General features: G+C 58.6%; 20 protein-coding genes. 6 read left to right on the top strand and 14 right to left on the bottom strand.

Going from position 1 to position 17,831, the window contains the following annotated elements; translation table 11 throughout:
- Position 1: 1 nt before the first annotated feature.
- The 7 genes from EYQ49_00850 to EYQ49_00880 are packed head-to-tail and all read right to left on the bottom strand — an operon-like array spanning position 2 to position 5,581.
- Entirely contained in the window at positions 2-640 is a 639-nt protein-coding gene (locus EYQ49_00850) for an RNA methyltransferase (protein HIG24427.1), read from the bottom strand.
- The gene (locus tag EYQ49_00855; protein HIG24428.1) at positions 630-1,865 is read right to left on the bottom strand and encodes a class A beta-lactamase-related serine hydrolase; all 1,236 of its coding nucleotides are present in this window, start codon (positions 1,863-1,865) and stop codon (positions 630-632) included. Before EYQ49_00855 ends, EYQ49_00850 begins: the two co-directional genes overlap by 11 nt.
- An 8-nt stretch (positions 1,866-1,873) precedes the next feature.
- Complete coding sequence (locus EYQ49_00860) at positions 1,874-2,203, bottom strand: hypothetical protein (GenBank protein HIG24429.1); 330 nt, start codon at positions 2,201-2,203, stop codon at positions 1,874-1,876.
- 10 nt (positions 2,204-2,213) lie between these two features.
- Complete coding sequence (locus EYQ49_00865; GenBank protein HIG24430.1) at positions 2,214-2,606, bottom strand: hypothetical protein; 393 nt, start codon at positions 2,604-2,606, stop codon at positions 2,214-2,216.
- Positions 2,607-2,661: 55 nt separating this feature from the next.
- The gene (locus EYQ49_00870) at positions 2,662-3,339 is read right to left on the bottom strand and encodes a ribonuclease HII (GenBank protein ID HIG24431.1); all 678 of its coding nucleotides are present in this window, start codon (positions 3,337-3,339) and stop codon (positions 2,662-2,664) included.
- Between the two features lie 2 nt (positions 3,340-3,341).
- Positions 3,342-4,586, bottom strand: a complete 1,245-nt coding sequence (locus EYQ49_00875) for a hypothetical protein (GenBank protein ID HIG24432.1) — start codon at positions 4,584-4,586, stop codon at positions 3,342-3,344.
- On the bottom strand, positions 4,586-5,581 hold the full coding sequence (locus tag EYQ49_00880; GenBank protein HIG24433.1) for an NAD(P)-dependent glycerol-3-phosphate dehydrogenase: 996 nt from the start codon (positions 5,579-5,581) through the stop codon (positions 4,586-4,588). The genes EYQ49_00875 and EYQ49_00880 overlap by 1 nt, the downstream gene beginning before the upstream one ends.
- On the opposite strand from EYQ49_00880, the gene cofC reads away from it, so the two are divergent.
- Complete coding sequence (cofC, locus tag EYQ49_00885) at positions 5,463-6,185, top strand: 2-phospho-L-lactate guanylyltransferase (GenBank protein ID HIG24434.1); 723 nt, start codon at positions 5,463-5,465, stop codon at positions 6,183-6,185. The genes EYQ49_00880 and cofC overlap by 119 nt on opposite strands.
- Positions 6,186-6,188: 3 nt before the next feature.
- Here cofC and EYQ49_00890 read toward each other — a convergent pair whose 3' ends face one another.
- The gene (locus tag EYQ49_00890; GenBank protein ID HIG24435.1) at positions 6,189-7,004 is read right to left on the bottom strand and encodes an ABC transporter permease; all 816 of its coding nucleotides are present in this window, start codon (positions 7,002-7,004) and stop codon (positions 6,189-6,191) included.
- Positions 6,997-7,911, bottom strand: coding sequence for an ABC transporter ATP-binding protein (locus EYQ49_00895; GenBank protein ID HIG24436.1), 915 nt, complete (start codon positions 7,909-7,911; stop codon positions 6,997-6,999). The genes EYQ49_00890 and EYQ49_00895 overlap by 8 nt, the downstream gene beginning before the upstream one ends.
- A 50-nt stretch (positions 7,912-7,961) precedes the next feature.
- Between EYQ49_00895 and EYQ49_00900 the strand changes: the two genes are divergently transcribed.
- Positions 7,962-8,534, top strand: a complete 573-nt coding sequence (locus EYQ49_00900; GenBank protein ID HIG24437.1) for an HD domain-containing protein — start codon at positions 7,962-7,964, stop codon at positions 8,532-8,534.
- 2 nt (positions 8,535-8,536) lie between these two features.
- Here EYQ49_00900 and EYQ49_00905 read toward each other — a convergent pair whose 3' ends face one another.
- Both EYQ49_00905 and EYQ49_00910 read right to left on the bottom strand, forming a co-directional pair.
- Entirely contained in the window at positions 8,537-9,184 is a 648-nt protein-coding gene (locus tag EYQ49_00905; protein HIG24438.1) for a DUF3159 domain-containing protein, read from the bottom strand.
- Positions 9,185-9,194: 10 nt separating this feature from the next.
- Positions 9,195-9,998, bottom strand: coding sequence for an NUDIX domain-containing protein (locus tag EYQ49_00910; GenBank protein ID HIG24439.1), 804 nt, complete (start codon positions 9,996-9,998; stop codon positions 9,195-9,197).
- Between the two features lie 76 nt (positions 9,999-10,074).
- On the opposite strand from EYQ49_00910, the gene EYQ49_00915 reads away from it, so the two are divergent.
- Complete coding sequence (locus EYQ49_00915; GenBank protein HIG24440.1) at positions 10,075-11,316, top strand: SulP family inorganic anion transporter; 1,242 nt, start codon at positions 10,075-10,077, stop codon at positions 11,314-11,316.
- Here the strand turns inward: EYQ49_00915 and EYQ49_00920 are convergent.
- A complete protein-coding gene (locus tag EYQ49_00920) occupies positions 11,313-13,634 on the bottom strand; it encodes an arylsulfatase (GenBank protein HIG24441.1) in 2,322 nt (773 codons plus the stop codon). The genes EYQ49_00915 and EYQ49_00920 overlap by 4 nt on opposite strands.
- An 87-nt stretch (positions 13,635-13,721) precedes the next feature.
- On the opposite strand from EYQ49_00920, the gene EYQ49_00925 reads away from it, so the two are divergent.
- Genes EYQ49_00925 through EYQ49_00935 form a run of 3 tightly spaced genes read left to right on the top strand, consistent with a single transcriptional unit; the run spans position 13,722 to position 15,799 of the window.
- On the top strand, positions 13,722-14,600 hold the full coding sequence (locus EYQ49_00925) for a PAC2 family protein (GenBank protein ID HIG24442.1): 879 nt from the start codon (positions 13,722-13,724) through the stop codon (positions 14,598-14,600).
- Positions 14,601-14,603: 3 nt separating this feature from the next.
- Entirely contained in the window at positions 14,604-15,095 is a 492-nt protein-coding gene (locus tag EYQ49_00930; GenBank protein ID HIG24443.1) for a 2-amino-thiazoline-4-carboxylic acid hydrolase, read from the top strand.
- Positions 15,096-15,097: 2 nt separating this feature from the next.
- Positions 15,098-15,799: a maleylpyruvate isomerase family mycothiol-dependent enzyme gene (locus tag EYQ49_00935; protein HIG24444.1), complete on the top strand. Its 702-nt coding sequence runs from the start codon at positions 15,098-15,100 to the stop codon at positions 15,797-15,799.
- A gap of 910 nt (positions 15,800-16,709) precedes the next feature.
- On the opposite strand, the gene msrA is transcribed toward EYQ49_00935, so the two are convergent.
- Both msrA and EYQ49_00945 read right to left on the bottom strand, forming a co-directional pair.
- Complete coding sequence (gene msrA / locus EYQ49_00940) at positions 16,710-17,288, bottom strand: peptide-methionine (S)-S-oxide reductase MsrA (protein HIG24445.1); 579 nt, start codon at positions 17,286-17,288, stop codon at positions 16,710-16,712.
- A gap of 53 nt (positions 17,289-17,341) precedes the next feature.
- On the bottom strand, positions 17,342-17,831 hold a 490-nt coding region (locus tag EYQ49_00945), incomplete at its 5' end, for a long-chain fatty acid--CoA ligase (protein HIG24446.1).

Here is a 17,831-nt window from a genome sequence, read left to right on the forward strand (position 1 = left end):
TTTAACCTACCGGTGGGTCGGCGTGTTGGCGGATCCAAGCATGCATGGCGATACCCGAGGCCACTCCGGCGTTTATGGATCTCGTTGACCCGTATTGAGCGATGGAACAAACTTTGGTTACTGCTTGGCGGGCTTGTTCAGATAGCCCAGGGCCTTCTTGGCCCAGGAGGAACACGCAGTGTTTAGGTAGGTCAGTGGTTTCCAGGGGCACACAACCCGGCAGGTTGTCGATACCGATAACCGGGAGGTTTTCGGTGGCGGCCCAGGCCAGCAGGTCTTCGATGGTCGGGTGGTGGGTGACATGTTGGTAACGGTCGGTGACCATGGCGCCGCGGCGGTTCCAGCGTTTTTTTCCGACGATGTGCACGCCGGCGGCGAGAAAAGCGTTGGCGTTGCGCACCACGGTGCCGATGTTCAGGTCGTGTTCCCAGTTTTCTATGGCCACGTGAAAGTCGTGACGATATTGATCGAGTTCTTCCACTATGGCTTCTCGGCGCCAGTAACGAAAGCGGTCAATAACGTTGCGGCGGTCGCCCTCGGCTAAAAGTTCGGGGTCGAACTTTGGGTCATCGGGCCAGGGTTGCGGGTGGGGGCCTACCCCAACTTCTGGTTTATGGCCAGCGGATTGTTCAGTCGACAAGGGCTTGGTTTACTAAGGTGCGCAGGTCCCACCGAAGATTGATGTAGGTGCTTGAGGGCACCAGTTGGGTAAGAAATATGGCGCTGATTTGTTCTTTCGGGTCGACCCAAAAAGCGGTGGAGGCCATGCCGCCCCAGGAGGCTTCGCCTTCGCTGGCCAGCAAGTGCCCGGCCGCCGTGTCTTGCACTACTGAAAACCCCAAGCCGAAACCCACTCCGGTAAACAAGCCTTTAACAAACAGAGTGTCGCCGACTTCTTCGAGATCTTTGCCTTCGGGCAGGTGGTTGCGCATCATGAGGTTCAGGGTGCGGGGGCCAATGATTTGTTGCTCGTTGTGGCGTCCGCCGTTGAGTAACATTTGGCAGAACCGGTGGTAGTCCTCTAGTGACGAGACGATGCCGCCACCGCCGCTGGACCAAGCATCGTTGCGGAACGAACTGGTTTCTGCGCTGTCTATGAGCACCGGTTCGCCCCCTTCGGGAGTCGGCATGTAGCAGGCGGCAAGCCGGTCGAGTTTTTCGTCGGGCACGGCGAAAGTGGTGTCGTGCATTTCTAAAGGGTCCAGTACATGGCTTTTGAGGCGCTGGGCGAACGGTTGGCCGGAGACCACTTCTACTACTCGTCCCAGCACATCGGTGGCCATGGAATACGACCAACGGGTACCGGGTTGGTTGCGGAGCGGCAGGGCGGCGAGGGCATCAATGGTGGTCGCGAGGTCGCCATGGCCGGCCATAGCGTCCAAGCCACTGCCGCGGTAGATCTCGTCCACCGGGTGCTGCACAATAAATGAGTAGGTCAATCCGGCGGTGTGGGTAAGGAGGTCGGCGATGGTGATGCGGCGGTGAGCGGGTTCGGTTTGGGGGTCTTCAGCGGTGCCTCCGCAGAAAACATTTTGGGTGGCGAAAGCGGGGACGAACTCGTGCAGAGGGTCGCTCAGACGGAGTTTTCCTTCTTCGACGAGTTGCATGATGGCCACCGAGGTCAATGGTTTGGTCATGGAGTAAAAACGCCACAACGTGTTGTCCACGATAGGCGTTTGGTTTTCTCGGTCGGCCAGGCCGGCTTTGGAGCGCAGTACCACTTTGCCGTGGCGGGCTACCAGCACTTCGGTGCCGATGAGTTTTCCTTCATCAACGTAGGAGCGGGCGTAGTCGGCTACCCGTTGTAAGCGGTTGGGGTCCATGCCCACGCTGGTGGGGTCGGTTACCTCTATTGATGCCGCCATGGTTTCCTTTAACTTGCTTGGTTGGTGAGTTCCTCGTCGCTGGGCACTTCGACGCCTTCTACGTAGAAGCGATGCAGGTCGGTGATGATGTCGGCTACCCCGGCGGTAGTTGCTGAGCCGAGGTCGATGGTTATCATGTTGGCGTTTAGGTGCAGGCCAGCGAACTCGGCGTGGGCGAAGAGTCGGCGGGCCAACTCATCTGAGGGGTTTTGACCCAAGATTTCTTGTCCGGCTTGGTAGCGCTCGTGGCCCATGCCGGTGAGGCTTCGGTTGATCTCGAAGCGGGCGATGCCCGGCCGGGAGGATAGTTTTTCTACGACGGTTATTGGTTGACCCATAGTGGCGAGACTAGCGGGCGGAGGCGGCCAGTTGACGCTCTGCTTGATAGACCAGAAGGGCTAATCCGATGGACCCGAGGGCCAGCACGGTGTGCACAATTTTAAATGCTGCATCGTGGGTGGCGAACAATATTCCACCGCCACGTACGATCCACAGTGCCATGGTCCACAGCGAGAAACCAGCGGCGAAACGCTGCACGAAGGTGGGGTGGGTGTTTTTCCAACCCAAGAGTACGAATAGGCCGATTGCGGCCAAGGCTACGAAGAGGATGGCTAAACCGAGGCGCCATGCTTGTTCGGGGGTGGTGAGCACCGGGTCGCTCAAAATGTTGCGTACTCGCCCGCCCCAAACCACCAGGGTCCAGAGGGTGAGAAGCCAGAGGCGTGTGGTGAGTTTCTGCACAAAAACGAACGCTAGGCCAGTAACCCTTTGGCGTCAACATCGGCGGTTGGTTCTTCTAAAAAAGCTCGGGGTGGTCATCAAACCGGGGGCGGCGGGGTTCGCCTGTTTCGGCGGTTTGGTCCATGAAACTCCAGGATCGCCGGTGGTAGGTGGTGGCGCCGTGTTGGGCGAGGGCGGCTCGATGTTTGGGGCACGGGTACCCTTTGTTGCTGGCCAGGTTGTAGCCGGGCCAGTGGGTGTCGGCTTGGCGTAGCAACCGATCGCGGGTCACTTTGGCGATGACCGAAGCGGCGGCGATGGACAAACTCGTGGCGTCCCCTTTGACAATGGTCTGGGCGATGCCTCCGCCGACGAAGTCCCAGTTGCCGTCGAGGAGCACTCGGTCGGGGGTGACGGAGAGGCCGTCGAGGGCACGCCGGGCGGCCAAGCGTTGGGCGGCGGCCATGCCCAGTGCGTCACATTCCTCGTTGCTGGCGTGACCAACCGACCAGGCGGTGGCCCAGTTGGTGAGACGGTCGATGAGTGCTTCTCGTTCTATTTCGGTCAACATTTTGGAGTCCCGTACTCCGGTGATACGTTTTTGCCGATTGGCTACTACTACGCCCACCGTTAATGGGCCGGCCCAGGCTCCTTTTCCGACTTCGTCGAGGCCGGCTACTACTTCGTGGCCTTGGTCCCAAAAAACTTTCTCGGCGGCCAATCCGGGGGCTTTCCCTCGCAGAGCAGCCCGCATTTCTAGCCTTTCCCCTCACTCAAAGTTCGTGCTGTGGGGACAGTCCCCACAGCACGAACTTTTGGGGGTTCGGCCAGAAGGGTTTCACCTTCGTTTTTGTTGCTTTCGAAGCTTGTGTCGAGGCCGGGGGTGGTGATGACGGCGCTGGTTTCGGGGTGCGGGTTGAGTTCCCACAGCAAGGCCGGTCGGGCTCCGTGCCAACGGAGGGCGAAACCAAATTGTCCCCACTGGGTAGCCAGTCCGGTGACCGCGAGGTCTTTGCCGTACCAGTCGGCGGAAAATTCGTCGGGAAAGAGGACGAGGCCTTTTGAGGTTTCTTCAACAAGTGCGCCGTAGCGCCGGGGCCATACGTCTTGTGCTGGTTTTTGTTTTTGCAGGTCGGTGGCGGCTTGATGTTCGCCTAGGGCGGCCAGCAGGTTCGCCAGGCTTTGGGGGTCGGTTGGTGCGGTGCGCCGGCCTGCGGAGCGCAACAACTGGTCAAGATCAATGCGGCGGGGTTCGGTAAAGTCGGCCAGGTTTCGGTGGCGGGCCCAGTGTTCCACAGCGGCGTTTAGCCATTCTGGGGAGGGCGCCGCTTCGGCTATTTGACGGGTGGCTTCGGTGGGGAGCCCCCATGCGCTGAGCGAGCACGCTCCGTCCGGGGTGGGTTCCGCCAGAAACAGGTCAACAAGTTGCTGGGTCTTGAACCCACCGAGGTCCGTACCGGGCAGTTGCGTATCGGCTATTTCTTCGAACCGTTTGTCCCAACCGGCTTTTACTCGTTCCGCTTCGGGGAAGTCCTCTGGTTTTGCTTTTTCAGCCCCCGGCCCGGGCACCACAAATCGCATCCCACTCCCATGAACCACCGTCACCACCCCTGACTTTCCTTGAGGTGACGTGCTCCATGGTGCAGGTTCTGGGCTAACTGCTATGGCGATGGGGGCGGCGGATTCGTTGCGGATTTCGGTTATGACACCGGGGCCGGTGGCTGCGGCAGCCCAGGTGGTGGCTATTACGCGGCCGTCGGGAATATGCATGGTGGTTTCTAGGATTGGCGCTGTTCCGGGGCGGGTTTGGCGCCGGCGGGTTTCGCCGTTTGGTTGGTGCCAATCGTCCCCATAGCGCACCCACCATTGCACGCCGTGGTCAGCGCCCAGGGGGAACACTGTGCCTTGGTCGTCTACTATCGCCCGGAAACCGTCGTCGGTGCCGATGAGGGTTCCTTCTGGGGCGGCCTGCACTGGCTTTTGTTTTTTGAACCAGCGCATTAGTCCACCTCGGGTCGGGCTTGGCGGGTCATGAGCGTTGCCCATACCTCGGCCGGTTTTTGATCTTGATCGAATACGGCCCGCACCCCTTGGGCAATGGGCACTTCGATGCCCGCTTGATCTGCCAAAGCACACACCGCGGCAGCTGCTCGTACTCCTTCAGCTACTTGAGTCATGCTGGCCAACACCTCAGCGGGGGTTTCGCCGCGACCCACCCGCTCCCCTACTGTGCGGTTTCTGCTTTGTGGGCTCATGCAGGTAACCAGCGTGTCGCCGAGGCCAGCTAATCCCGACAAGGTGCGTGGGTCTCCTCCGAGGGCTTCGCCGAGGCGGGTCAGTTCGGCCAAGCCGCGGGTGATCAGGGCCGCTCGAGCGTTGTCGCCGGTGCCGAGCCCTTCGGCCATGCCGGCTGCGAGGGCAATAACGTTTTTGACCGCTCCACCGATTTCGCAACCCACGAGGTCTTGGTTGGTGTAGGCCCGGAAAGTGTCGCTGGTCAGCAAGTCTTGTAAAACCGCCGCTACTGCTGCGTCGGTGCAGGCCACCACCGTGGCGGCGGATTGCCCGGCCAAGATTTCTTTGGCCAAGTTGGGTCCGGTTAGTACCCCGGTCGGGTGGCCGGGCAGCACCTCAGTGATTATTTGCGTCATGCGCTGGTGGGTAGTTTGTTCGAATCCTTTGGCCAAGCTGATTACTGGCACGCCGGCGGGCAGCAGTGGGGCGGCTTCGGCCAGCACCGTGCGAAAACCTTGGGTGGGTACTCCCATGATTACCAGGTCGGCGCCGTCGAGGGCTTCGGCGAGTTGGTCGGTGGCCGTCAATGCGGTGGGCAAAGCGAAACTGTCGAGGTAGCGGCGGTTGCCAAGGCCGGTGTTTATGTCGGCGGCTACCTCGGGGCGGCGAGCCCACAGGGTGGTGGCTACGCGGGGGGCGAGTAGGGCGGCCACAGTGGTGCCCCATGAGCCGGCGCCGATCACCGCTACTTTTGTCGTCATGATGGCGAGCCTAGGCGAAGTTTCCTCTACACTCGCCGCCGTGACCCATTCAATTGCTGTGCTTATTCCTGTTAAGAGTTTTGCTGATGCTAAACATCGTTTGGCTGAGGTGATGGGGGCCAACGAGCGGGCGGCTTTGGCCCGGAATATGGCGGAGACGGTAATTGCTGCGGCAGCACCTTTGCCGGTGACCGTGGTGTGTGATGATCAACAGGTGGCCGATTGGGCTACGGGCCAGGGCGCGGCCGTGGTGTGGGCCGATCAGCCGGGCCTGAATGCGGCCGTGCAATGCGGGGTAACGGCGTTGGCGGCTCAAGGAGTGGCTCAGGTGGTGGTGGCCCATGGGGACCTTCCTCGGGCTACGCAACTTGCCCCTTGTGCAGAGTTTGTTGGGGTAACGCTGGTGCCGGATCGCCATAACGATGGTACGCCGGTGGCGGTGGTGCCTGCGGAGGCAGGTTTTGTTTTTGCTTACGGTCCGGGTTCGTATGCCAAGCATGTGGCGGAGGCCGAGCGTTTGGGTTTGCCTTGGCGGAGTTTGCGTGACCCAGATTTGGGCCACGATGTGGACGAGCCGGATGATCTTGAGGGTGCGGGTCTTTAAGGGTTAGCGGCGGCGTCGGCTTCGGGTTGGCCCACCGACGGCCGGTTCCCAAGTGAATTTGCGCCAGAACACGAGGGCACCGAGCACCCCCCAAGCGGCGATGCGTAAAAGCAACCAGGGTTCGTAAACCGAGCCTTGGCGAAAGGGGTCGAAGCAAGCGAAGAAAGCGTCTGCGAATGCTTTAAGGGGGAAAATGTCCCCTAAGAGGCCCAACCAGGCTGGGGGGTCGTTGCGCACGCTGATAAAAATATTAGAGGCGAAGGCCACGGGCAGCAGGGTGGCTTGAGCCAATGCGGGTGCTGACTGCCCGGAGCTTGCTATTGAGGCTAGGGCCAGGCCCAGTAAGGAAAAGGAGGCCACGCCGAGCACGAAGGTCAACACGGCGGGCAGCAGGTTGGCCCAGTCGAATTCGATGCCGTAGGCCAACACGCCGACCGTCAACATGAGGGCGGCGCCAAAGGCGGCCAGCACGATGCCGGAACCCACCACGCCTCCTACGTATATCCAGGGCGGCAAGGGAGTGCCTCGGGTGCGTTTGAGTATTCCTTCGTCCCGCGAGATCGCCGTGGAGATGCCGATGTTGGTGTAGGTGGCTGATACGGCAGCAAATACGGCCAGGCCGGGGGCGTAAAACTGGGCGGCGGCTACTTCAACGCCGGGGGCGATGTCTACGCCTTCGAAGAGGGCGCCGAAGAGCAGCAGGAACATGAGCGGGAAGGCCAAGGTGAAAAAGGCGGCCATAACGTTGCGGCGAAAGCGGCGGTTTTGGTAGCCGATTTGGTTGGCCAACAGTTTAAGACTTGAGGGGCGTTTACTCATTTTCGTCGCCGCCTATCAAGTTGAGGTATACGTCTTCGAGGGTGGGGCGGGTGACCTCGAGGTGGCCGAGTTCTTGGTCGTGTTTTAGGGCCCAGTCGGTGAGGCGGTGTAGGTCGCCGGTGGGGTTGGTGGTGCGTATTTCTATCCGGTTGTTGACTGCCGTAACGGTGCCGGTTAGCTCGCCGAAGAGTTCTTGTACTGTTCCGCCGTTGGCTGGTTGGTCGAAGCGCACCAAAGTGGTGTCGGCAATGCCAGCGCGGAGTTGGTCGGGGGTTCCTTGGGCGACGAGTTGCCCTTGGTTGATGACCAGCACTCGGTCGGCCAGGGCTTCGACTTCGTCCATGTAATGGCTGGTCAACAAGATGGTGGTGCCGAGTGTGCGCAGGCCGCTCACCATGTCCCAGGCTTGGCGGCGGGCTGAGGGGTCAAACCCGGTGGTGGGTTCATCGAGAAATAACAGGTCGGGGTCACCGATGAGCCCGAGGGCGAGGTCGATGCGTCGTTTTTGGCCGCCGGAGAGCTGGTGGGTGCGGCGGTCAGCGAGGTCGGTGAGGCCAGTGAGTTCGAGTACTTCATCGAGGGGCCGGTTGCGGGTGTAGCAGGCGGCGTAGTGGTTGAGGGTTTCGGTGATGGTGAGTTCGCGTTCGATACCGCATTCTTGTAACACGATGCCGATGCGGTCACGAAAACCGGCTCCCCCGGTGGCGGGGTCGGCGCCTAGCACGGTGACTTGGCCTGAGGTGCGGGTGCGGTGACCCTCGAGTATTTCTACAGCGGTTGATTTTCCAGCGCCGTTGGGGCCCAATAAGGCCACCACTTCGCCTTGTTCTACGGTGAACGACAGGCCATCTACGGCGCGGAGGGTCCCGTAGTCTTTTACGAGGTTTTCGACAACGATGGCAGGCACGGTCGGACTCTACCGCCCCGGCGCCTTGCCGGTGTGGCAGACTTACGCTCATGAAAACTGTGAACTTTGTCCATATGGAAGACGGCACCGCAGAAGAGTACGCCTTGATAACTGATCGGTTTACTGAGCATGTGCAAGAGCATTTGGCTGACCAGTTGATGGTCACGTTGCGCACTATGGCGGGCCCTACTTTTGGTTATCAGATTGACCGGTTTGAGCATTCGTTGCAGAGCGCTACCCGGGCGTTGAGAAACGGTGAGAGTGACGAAATGGTGGTGGCGGCGTTGTTGCATGATGTGGCGGACCCTATTGCGCCGTTGAACCATTCGGCGGTGGCAGCCGACATTTTGAAGCCTTATGTGAGTGACCGCACGGAGTGGATTATCCGTCATCATGGGGTGTTTCAGGGTTACTACTATTTTCATCATTTGGGTGGCGATCGTGATGCTCGTGAATTGTTTCGTGAGCACCAGTGGTTTGATGATTGTGCAGCGTTTTGCCATGAGTATGACCAGAACTGTTTTGATCCGGCTTACGACAATTTGGGGTTAGAAGATTTTGCGCCGCTGGTGCGTGAGGTGTTGGGCCGGCCCAGTCGTTTTTCCCTAACCGAGTTGGCTTAGCTTTAACGTTTTTCGTCGGCTTCTTCTAAGAGGTCGAAGATACTGGTGAAGCCGGGAACAACTTTTAAAGCCCGGTTGGCGTAGAAAAAAGCCACCAGGGTGACGATCATGGCGGCGGGCCACCCCACCAGGGTGCGTATCAGCAGGTAGCCGTCGACTGAGGTTTGTCGAAACAGCCAAATATCCCAGGCGGAGGTCACGAACTGCCAAAGGCCGATGCCCACGGTCATGCGTACCGCCATGCGGTGGTAGGCCGGGTGGCTGCGGGTGGCTTGGTTGAAAGGCACTGCTTGATGCAGGAAGCGTTCAATAAATGGGGTGCCGGCTAAGGCGGTTATTACTAGGGCGGCGCCGATGCAGGCTTTGGTGCCGATACCGATGCCAAAGTACACCGCTTCGGAGTCGGTGATGATGCCGATTAGGCCGCGGGCCACGAGGTAGGCCACCAAGATGGGTAAGTATTTGCCAATGGCTTCGCCGCGTCGATGCCGAGAGACGGCGGCTTTGATGCTCCACAGGGTGGCTCCGGCCACGCCCCAAGCCAAGCCGAAAAAGCGGTTGAGGGCTACGAAGGCCACGATGGGCATCACCGAGTCGAGGGTGCGGCCCGGGGAGGCTTTCGGTTCGTTGGGGGTTGGGTGTTCGGTCATTGGGTTAAATCTAGGCAGGAGCGGCGGGAAGCCACACCCAACCCATGCCTTCTTTGAGATGTGGCTGGTGATAACCGGGGTCGGCGGGGAAATAAGCTTTTTCGGTGTGTTCGTCGCCGATGCGCACCAACTCGGGTGGCCCACCGATGGCGGCGGCGGCCAATACCTGGGCGGTGGTTTGGTAGCCGGCGAGGCGCTGCAATATGGATCGGGTGGGGGTGATCATGGTGAGTTCTCCGGTTGCCCATTGCTGTAATGCCTGAGCGGGGCGCAGCCATGCTACTTCTACGGCTTCTCCCCCATCGGCGGCGGGGGCGGCGTTAGCGGGGGCGGGGGCTACAAAAAAGTAAGCGTCGTAGCGACGGGGGCCGGGCATGGGGGTCACCCAGCGACTGATGGCGTGCACTTGAGAAAGGTCGAGGCCACCAGAAGCCAAGAGGTCGGCGAACTGCACACGGCCTTGTTCGAGATTGCGGCGTTGGTCCAGTAAGGCAGGTTCGTCAAAACCCACCATGACCCCTACTTCTTCGAGGGTTTCGCGTACGGCGGCCACTCGGTGGGCCAGGCCAGGTCGTTCTTGAGGGTTAGAGCAGGTGGCGAGGTCTCGCCAGCGGGGGTCGTGGTCGCTTTGGTCTACTACCCCACCGGGGAACACCGTGTGGTCGGGGGCAAAAACTAGTTGGTCGCTGCGTCGCAGGGTGAGCACTTCGAGGTGGGGGCGGTCGGCCAGCAGCACCACGGTGGCGGCGGGCCGTATGGGCACCCCGTCGGTGGGCAGTTGGTTGGTGGGGGTAAGGGGGTCAACAGTCGCCATGGTTTACCGACGCTAACTCACCATGGGCAACAATAAACAACCGCAGAGGTCGCAGTAGTCAATAAGGTGAACGGCGATGTCTGAAAATATTCTGGTTGATCCGCCGTCTCGCCTCACTGGTATTGATGTTGTTGCTGGTTTGAGTGTGGTCTTGGTGTTGATTCCCCAATCTATGGCTTACGCCGAGTTGGCGGGGTTGCCCCCGTATTTAGGTTTGTTTGCTTCTGCTTTGCCGTTGATTGCTGCCTCTTTTTTTGCTTCGTCGCCTTATTTGCAGACCGGCCCGGTGGCCATGACTTGTTTGCTGATCTTTGGGGCGCTTTCAGGTCTAGCTACTCCGGGGTCAGCGGAGTACATTCGCTTGGCTACTTTGCTGGCTTTTGTGGTGGGGGTAACGCGGCTTATTTTTGGTTTCCTTAAATGGGGACGCGTTACTTATTTGATGACCAATCAGGTAGTTGCGGGGTTCACTTCAGGGGCCACGCTGTTGATTATCGCTTCGCAGTTGCCGAAGATTTTTGGTACAGCACCACCTTCGGGGGGCATTTTGCGGCAGGCTTGGTGGTCGCTGAGTCAGCCTGGGCAATGGGGTTTTCGGTCGTTGGCTTTTGCCGGGGTCACCGTGGTTTTAATGCTGGGCGGTCGCCGGATGCATCGTTTGTTTCCTGGGGCTTTAGTGGCTGTTTTGGGTGGGGTAATTTGGGTAAAGGTTGTGGGTTTTGGTGGCCCAGTGGTGGGGACTATCGCTACGGGTTTCCCACCTTTGAGTTTGGATTTGCCATGGGACCAAACGGGAACGGTATTGGTGAGTGGCGTGGTGATTGCTTTGGTGGGTTTTGCTGAAGTGGCCGCTATTTCTCGGGTTTTCGCCGAGGAAGAGAACCAACGTTGGTCGGTAGATCGAGAGTTTTTGAGCCAAGGTTTTGCCAATTTAACCGCCGCTTTTTGTTCATCTTTTCCGGTGGGTGGGTCGTTTGGGCGATCGGCCTTGAACCGATTGTCGGGGGCGCAAACTCGTTGGTCTGGTTTGGTTACTGGGGTGGCGGTCTTGGCTTTTTTACCTTTTGCCGGGTCGTTAGAGGTTCTCCCTCGGGCGACTTTGGGGGGTGTGGTGTTTGCCGCAGTGGTGGGTTTGGTGAAACCGAAAAAACTTTGGCGGCTTATCCAAAACTCGGCGGGCGATGCTTTAGTAGCGGGGGGTACTTTTGTAGCTACTTTGGCTTTGGCGCCGCGGGTAGAGCGGGCAGTCATTTTGGGAGCGCTACTTTCGTTGGCTACTAAAGGGTGGGCGCGTTTTGGCCCCAAGGCGACCGTTTAGTCAAAGCGGGTACCGACTTCTCGCATGGTTTCTATCCAGCGGGCCGCCGCGTCGGGGGCTAGGGCACCGGGGGTGTAGGTCACTGAATGCAGGGTGCCGGTCCAGGGGAAAGTGCCGTGGCGTTGGTAGAGGTCCCATGACACGGGTGAGCGGCGATCGGTACCGATGTTGATGCCTTCGAAGGGGGCCATGGAGGACAGCATGGGTAGTTCGGTGGCCTGTGCTGTTTGTTGATTGTTAACCAGCAGGGTGGCGTGCCATAGTTTTTTGCCGGGGGCTTCCATGGCCAAGGTGCAGGTTGTTTCTCCGGGGGTGAGCGGGCCGCCGTCCAGCATGGTCATTGTGCCGTACCCGTTGTAGGCCAAAAATAGATGGTCGTTTTCTATGTAGAGGGCGTAGCCACCGCCTTGGTCGCCGTGGGCTACTAACACGCCTTGGTCGCCGGTGGCAAAGTTAAGAGCCGCCTCAACGGTGAAGCTTCGGGAGTTGATGAGTTGGCTGGCTCGGTAGCGCTCTACGGTGGGGGTGGCGGGCCAAAAGGTGGCGGGTTCAGCGAGGACGGTTTCCCAAGGTGGCCGTTGGGCGGCGAGCAGGCCGGTGCCTTCGTCGAGTGGGAATACTTGGTTGTCCCAGGCGGCTTGTTCCCATGCTTGTTGTAGTTCGGCCAGTTTTTCGGGGTGCTGGTTTGCTATGTCTTGGCTTTCGGTGGGGTCTTGGGCCAGGTGGTGGAGTTCCCAGGTTTCTTCGCTAAACGAGGAGCGGGGTTGGTGGCAGGTGACGGCGGACCATCCGTCTCGGTAGTAACCGCGGTGGCCGGCTTGTTCGTAGTACTGCTCGGGATGAGTGGTGGCGGCGTCGGGGTTTTGCAGGCTGGGGGCAAAACTGGTGCCGGCTGGCTGGGGTGCGGGTTGGCCGTGGCGTTCGGTGGGTACGGGCAGGCCGGCGAGGTCAAAGATGGTGGGCAGCAGGTCGGTTACATGCTGGTATTGGGTTCGCAGGCGGCCGCCGGCCTTTAGCCCGGCGCCGTGTGAAATAATAAACGGCACTTGGTGGCCGCCTTGGTGGGTGTTTATTTTGTAAAGGCGAAAAGGCGTGCCGGAGGCCATGGCCCAACCCATGGGGTAATGAGGAAGGGTTTGTGGGCCGCCCATTTCATTTAGCCGGCGGTAGTCATCGTCGAGGCTTTCGAAGGGGCTGCCCCCGTCGGTGCGGCCCGACATGGTGCGAAAATAAGACGAGGTGCCGTTTTCGTTGCCTTCTCGTGACCCTCCGTTGTCGGAGAGGAACACCACCAGGGTGTTTTCCCATTCTCCGATGGCTTCAAGCTCGCTACGCAGGCGGCCAAAGTTTTGGTCAATGTTGTCCACCATGGCGGCGTAAAGTTCTTGGTAGCGAGCGAAGAGTTCTTGTTGCTGTTCGGTGAGGTCAGCCCAGGCTTCTACGGCATGGTTTTCTTCAGAGTTGCGCGGTGGCAGTTCGGTGCCCGCGGGTATGACGCCCATTTCGAGTTGTCGAGCGAAGCGTTGACGGCGTATTTCGTCCCATCCTTGGTCAAAGCGACCCCGGTATTTTTCTCCGTCGGCGGGTTTTACTTGCAGTGGGGCGTGGGGAGCGGTGTGGGAGAAGTAAAGGAACCAGGGTTTGGTGGGGTGGCCGGAGCGTACTTGGTGGACCATGTTGAGGGCTTGGTCGGTGAGGTCGTCGGTGAAGTAGTAGCCGTCGGGGTATTGGTCTATGGGCAAGGGGTGGTTGTCTTGGTGGATGCGGTGCGGGTGGTGGAAGTTGGTGAATCCGTCGAGTACTCCGTAGAAGCGGTCGAAGCCGCGTTGGGTGGGCCAAGAGTGGCGTGGGCCGGCTTCGCTGAGGTTGGAGTCTTTGCTGAGGTGCCATTTTCCGACCATGAGGGTGGCCCATCCGGCGTCGTTGAGTGCTTCGGCCATGGTGATGGCGTTGTGGCGGAGTTCCATGGCGAATCCGGGGAAGCCGGGGTCGCGGTGGCATACGGTGGCTACGCCGGCCAGGTGGTGGTTGAGGCCGGTGAGTAGGGAGGCTCGGGTGGGCGAGCACATAGGGTTGACATGAAAGTTGGTGTAGCGCAAGCCTTCTTGGGCTAAACGGTCAAGGTGGGGGGTTTCTATTTCTGACCCGTAGCAGCCCAGGTCGGCGAACCCGAGGTCGTCGCAGAGCATGACGATGATATTGGGGGCGTCTTTGGGAGGTTGGGGGCGGTGGGGCCAGTCGGGTTGTGAGCCGGTGCTGGTGCGCCCGATGTGCCCGTCGAATCCGGCGTAGGCCTCGGTGGGGTCGGGTTTGGTCACGGGGTGAACTTAGTCGCTGGGTTGTTGTGACCATGCTTTCTGGGTTTCGACGTTTCACTCTGGCTTTGGCCGCGCCATTATGGGGGCATGGATGAGTTGCGTTGGGGCGAAGTTGACGAGATTGTTGAGGGGCTAGATCGTCCAGTGTTGGCGGTGGCTTTTCAAGGACTGTTTGATGCTTCGGGGGCTGCTACGGCGGCCATTGACTGGTTGTCTGAGCACCTTGACACCACTCGGTTGGGCGATATCGACCCGGAAACTTTTTTTGATTTCACTCAGGAACGCCCGGTGGTGTCGTTTGACGATGACGGTGAACGGGTGTTGACGTGGCCTTCTAACAAGGTGTTTGCGGTGCATACTCCGGAGAGCCAGCGAGATTTGGTGGTGGTGTCGGGGGTAGAGCCTCATTTGCGTTGGCGTACTTTTTCGGCGACCTTGGCTGAAGTGGCGCAACGCACCAAGGCGGAAACAGTGGCTACTTTGGGTTCCATGGTGGGCATGGCGCCCCACACCCGTTCTCTCGGGGTTATTGGCAGTTCTACTAATAAAGATTTGGCTCAACGTTTGGGGTTGAGTAGCCCGTCGTATCAGGGCCCGACGGGTCTGGTGGGGGTTTTGCATGACACGTTGGACCAAGCGGGTATTCCGGTGTTGTCGTTACGGGTTTCGTTGCCGCATTACATCCCTGATACACCGAACCCTAAAGCCACGAGGTCTTTGTTGCGGCGCTTTGAACAGGTCACGGGGGTAGATACTGGTTATGTCGGTCTTGATCGGGAGGCGGCGGATTGGCAGCGGCAGGTTACGGCGGCGGTGGCTGGCGACCCGGAGATCGCCGAGTATGTGAAGCGTTTAGAGGCTCAGGCTGACCAGTCTGAAGAGGTGGTTTCGGGTGATGTTTTAGCGGCGGAGTTTGAAGCTTTTTTGCGTGAGCAAGATCGCCGTTCAGATGAGAGCGAGAGTTAAGCGATGGATGCGGCTTCTCCCCCTCCGCTGCCCATGCTCGAGAAGCGCCGTATTGAAGCGGCGGTTTTAAAAAATGTTTACGACGTTTTGGTAAAGCGTTTGGGCAAGGAGGCGGCCCAGGAGGTCATCGGGGCGGCGGTTATTCAGTCGGCGGTCGACCAGGGTGAGGAGTTTCGTCAGCAGCAAAGCGGGACGCCTGATTTGGCGGCTTTTAGCGCTCTTTCTGCGCAGTGGTCAAGCGGCGGGGCGATGGAGGCTACGCCGTTGCGGGCTACCGCTGAGCATTTGGATTACGACGTGACGCATTGCGCTTATGCCGAAATGTACCGAGACATGGGCTTGGCCGAGATCGGGCATTTGTTGTCATGTAATCGTGATCAAACGTTTATTCAGGGGTTTAACCCAGACATTGAGTTGACGGTGACCCAAACCATCATGCAGGGTGCTGACTATTGTGATTTTCGTTACCGTATGACCGATCAGAAAGAGGATTAGCTATGGACCGCTCTGATTACCTAACTCACCTTGAGGCCGACGGTCGAGCTTTTATTGAGGCTTGTCAGGCGGCACCTGCTGCCCCGGTGGCGGCTTGTCCAGAGTGGACCAATACCGAGTTGTTGAGCCATTTGGCTATGGTGTGGCGTTTTGCTTTAGCCCAGGTCGCGGTGGCCGATGCAGCAAACCCTACGGGCCCAAATATCCCCGAGGGTGATACGCCGGCGGCGGCGTTGGCAGATGTGCTAGCCGCCTTCGCAGAGGTTGATTTGGAGGCACCGGCCTGGAACTGGTCGCCTGATTTAACGGCGGCTTTTTGGGTGCGGCGCATGGCCCACGAAACTGCGGTGCATCGTTGGGATGCTGAGCAGGCGGCCGGGAGCCCTCAACCCATCGGCTCTGCGTTGGCGCCCGATACTTTGGCCGAAGTTGTTGAGGTGATGGTGCAATTTAACCGTAAGGGCAAGGTGGAGGATTTTCCGGCGGGGTCGCTGCATTTACATGGCACCGATGCCCAGGCCGAGTGGCTGTTGGTGCCTGGGCCAGAGGGGCTAACGGTGACTCAGGAGCATGCCAAGGCTGATGTTGCGGCCCGAGGCACCACCTCTGATCTGGCTTTGTGGCTATGGGGCCGCGGTAGCGGTGACCTGGAATGTTTCGGCAACCAGAGCCTGCTCGACGCTTGGGCTTCGGTTACCCCTTAACTAGTTCCAGAACTTTTTCGGTTCACTCACCACGAACTTCGTTTAGCGGCGGCTTTCCAACCTGACTTCACCGACGAATCAACAGGCTCCACCGGCACCCGTGTGCGGCCCACCAGTTTGACGAATGCCCAAACCTTTTTGAGTGCTTTCATGGTTTTCCCATCTTGAATGCTTCGGCCTTGAACCCAACTTAGCCCATTACTACTATTGGTGTTCGGTCACCGTAATAGCTGCAAACTGGACGGCTTATTTCGGTGAGTCCTCGGCACGAACGATTAGCCACCAACTGACAGGTGTCCCAAAGGCGGCACCAGTAAGAACCATTAACATCAGAACTATCCTTACGTTGCGAAATAACTTCATAGGGTTCTTGCGAGTATCCAATGACTTGATGTACTTTGTTTTAGTGCCATCACGACTGCTAACCCAATAAATAAGCGCTTCATTTTTCTCCCCAGCAACTGTTTCAATTTGTTTCTCCTACCGTGCCCCATCAATTGCGCAAAATCAAGGGGTTAGCTTTGTAACCAGTTTTTAAACGGAGAAATGCAACCCTTACGAACACCTGCTATTTAGAAATAACTTAAAACTATAGATACCAATTTTGACCTAGCTCTTAGGCAAACTTGAGCGTTTTGCTGAGCAATATTTAAACGAAGACCAAGGAAACATCAGCCACTTACCCAGCGCCATGGATGCTTTGTGGGCCAGCACCGTCCCAGCTTGTCGCGGCCACTTTCCCGAAGAAACCCTTGGCCAAGGCCGGCCACGGTGAACTATCTCTTCTTGTTTCTTTTCTTATAAAACCCGGCGCCTTTGGCTTTATACCCGGCGCGCTCAGACGAATCAATACCCTGATAAGGAACTTTGGTGGCCCGAACCAGTCGAATAAACCTGCGCAGCTTCGCAATCATCTTTCCGCCTTAAAACCGGTGGGGCAACTCGCACCGGTGCCACCCAGGTTGCAATAACCGTCAGGGTTTTTGGCTAAATATTGTTGGTGATCCTCACTAGCGTAGGTAAACACCCCGAGGTCAGAGATTTCTGTAGTGATCGGGCCATACCCAGCCGCCGTCAGCACCGGAGCATAGGCGTCTCGGGTAGCTTCGGCGGCCCAGCGTTGAGCCTGACCGGCCACAAAAATGGCTGACCGATACTGTGACCCCACATCGTTGCCTTGGCGCATGCCTTGGGTGGGGTCGTGGTTTTCCCAAAAAATAACTAGCAATTCTTCGAGGGTCACCTCGGCCGGGTCAAAGACCACCAACACTGCTTCCGCATGGCCAGTTTGGCCGCTACAAACCCGAAAATAATCGGGTTGATCGGTCTGCCCGCCGGTGAAACCCACGGCAGTGGACCACACCCCAGGGGTTTCCCAAAATTTGCGTTCCGCTCCCCAATAACAACCCATAGCCACCACCAAAGTTTCGAGATGATCAGGAAACGGCGGGGCGATGGGGTTGAAATTTACAAAATGATTGACGGGCATAGCGGCAGCCTACTGAGCGAATACTAAGCACTCCGTCAATTGGCGGTCATTGGCTAATTCTCGCGCAGCTCATGGCGCATCACCTTGCCCAGCGCATTACGAGGCAAAGCAGCAACCACATGAATCCGACGCGGTAATTTGTAGGCCGCCAAAGCCTCTCGGGCAAACAGGCGAAGCTCTTCAATGCCGGGTTCGGTGGCCCCATCAGCCAGCACCACCCAGGCCACCACCTCTTCGCCCCATTCATCGCTAGGCACTCCGGCCACCGCCACCTCAGCAATCGATGGATGTTCGGCCAAAGCATCATCCACTTCGCGGGGATACACATTGAAACCACCAGAAATAATCAACTCTTTGGCCCGACCAGTTATGGACACATAACCGTCTTGGTCAACAACTCCCAAGTCGCCGGTGCGAAACCAGTCACCGTCTGGGTCATCCACGAAGGCTGCTTGGTTGGCTTCCGGACGCTCCCAATAACCAGAAAAAACATTGGGCCCCCGCACCAATATTTCGTTCGTCTCAGCATCAAGACGCAAATCC

This window comes from Acidimicrobiia bacterium, from assembly GCA_012959995.1.
Taxonomy (GTDB): Bacteria; Actinomycetota; Acidimicrobiia; order Acidimicrobiales; family MedAcidi-G1; genus MedAcidi-G2B.

What these genes read in the sequence shown, in the direction of transcription:
- EYQ49_00855 (HIG24428.1), bottom strand. Translation starts at nt 1,865, where the DNA reads ATGGCGGCATCAATAGAGGTAACCGACCCCACCAGCGTGGGCATGGAC.
- EYQ49_00860 (HIG24429.1), bottom strand. Translation starts at nt 2,203, where the DNA reads ATGGGTCAACCAATAACCGTCGTAGAAAAACTATCCTCCCGGCCGGGC.
- EYQ49_00870 (HIG24431.1), bottom strand. Translation starts at nt 3,339, where the DNA reads ATGCGGGCTGCTCTGCGAGGGAAAGCCCCCGGATTGGCCGCCGAGAAA.
- EYQ49_00875 (HIG24432.1), bottom strand. Translation starts at nt 4,586, where the DNA reads ATGCGCTGGTTCAAAAAACAAAAGCCAGTGCAGGCCGCCCCAGAAGGA.
- cofC (HIG24434.1), top strand. Translation starts at nt 5,463, where the DNA reads ATGTCGGCGGCTACCTCGGGGCGGCGAGCCCACAGGGTGGTGGCTACG.
- EYQ49_00880 (HIG24433.1), bottom strand. Translation starts at nt 5,581, where the DNA reads ATGACGACAAAAGTAGCGGTGATCGGCGCCGGCTCATGGGGCACCACT.
- EYQ49_00890 (HIG24435.1), bottom strand. Translation starts at nt 7,004, where the DNA reads ATGAGTAAACGCCCCTCAAGTCTTAAACTGTTGGCCAACCAAATCGGC.
- EYQ49_00900 (HIG24437.1), top strand. Translation starts at nt 7,962, where the DNA reads ATGAAAACTGTGAACTTTGTCCATATGGAAGACGGCACCGCAGAAGAG.
- EYQ49_00905 (HIG24438.1), bottom strand. Translation starts at nt 9,184, where the DNA reads ATGACCGAACACCCAACCCCCAACGAACCGAAAGCCTCCCCGGGCCGC.
- EYQ49_00910 (HIG24439.1), bottom strand. Translation starts at nt 9,998, where the DNA reads ATGGCGACTGTTGACCCCCTTACCCCCACCAACCAACTGCCCACCGAC.
- EYQ49_00915 (HIG24440.1), top strand. Translation starts at nt 10,075, where the DNA reads ATGTCTGAAAATATTCTGGTTGATCCGCCGTCTCGCCTCACTGGTATT.
- EYQ49_00925 (HIG24442.1), top strand. Translation starts at nt 13,722, where the DNA reads ATGGATGAGTTGCGTTGGGGCGAAGTTGACGAGATTGTTGAGGGGCTA.
- EYQ49_00930 (HIG24443.1), top strand. Translation starts at nt 14,604, where the DNA reads ATGGATGCGGCTTCTCCCCCTCCGCTGCCCATGCTCGAGAAGCGCCGT.
- EYQ49_00935 (HIG24444.1), top strand. Translation starts at nt 15,098, where the DNA reads ATGGACCGCTCTGATTACCTAACTCACCTTGAGGCCGACGGTCGAGCT.
- msrA (HIG24445.1), bottom strand. Translation starts at nt 17,288, where the DNA reads ATGCCCGTCAATCATTTTGTAAATTTCAACCCCATCGCCCCGCCGTTT.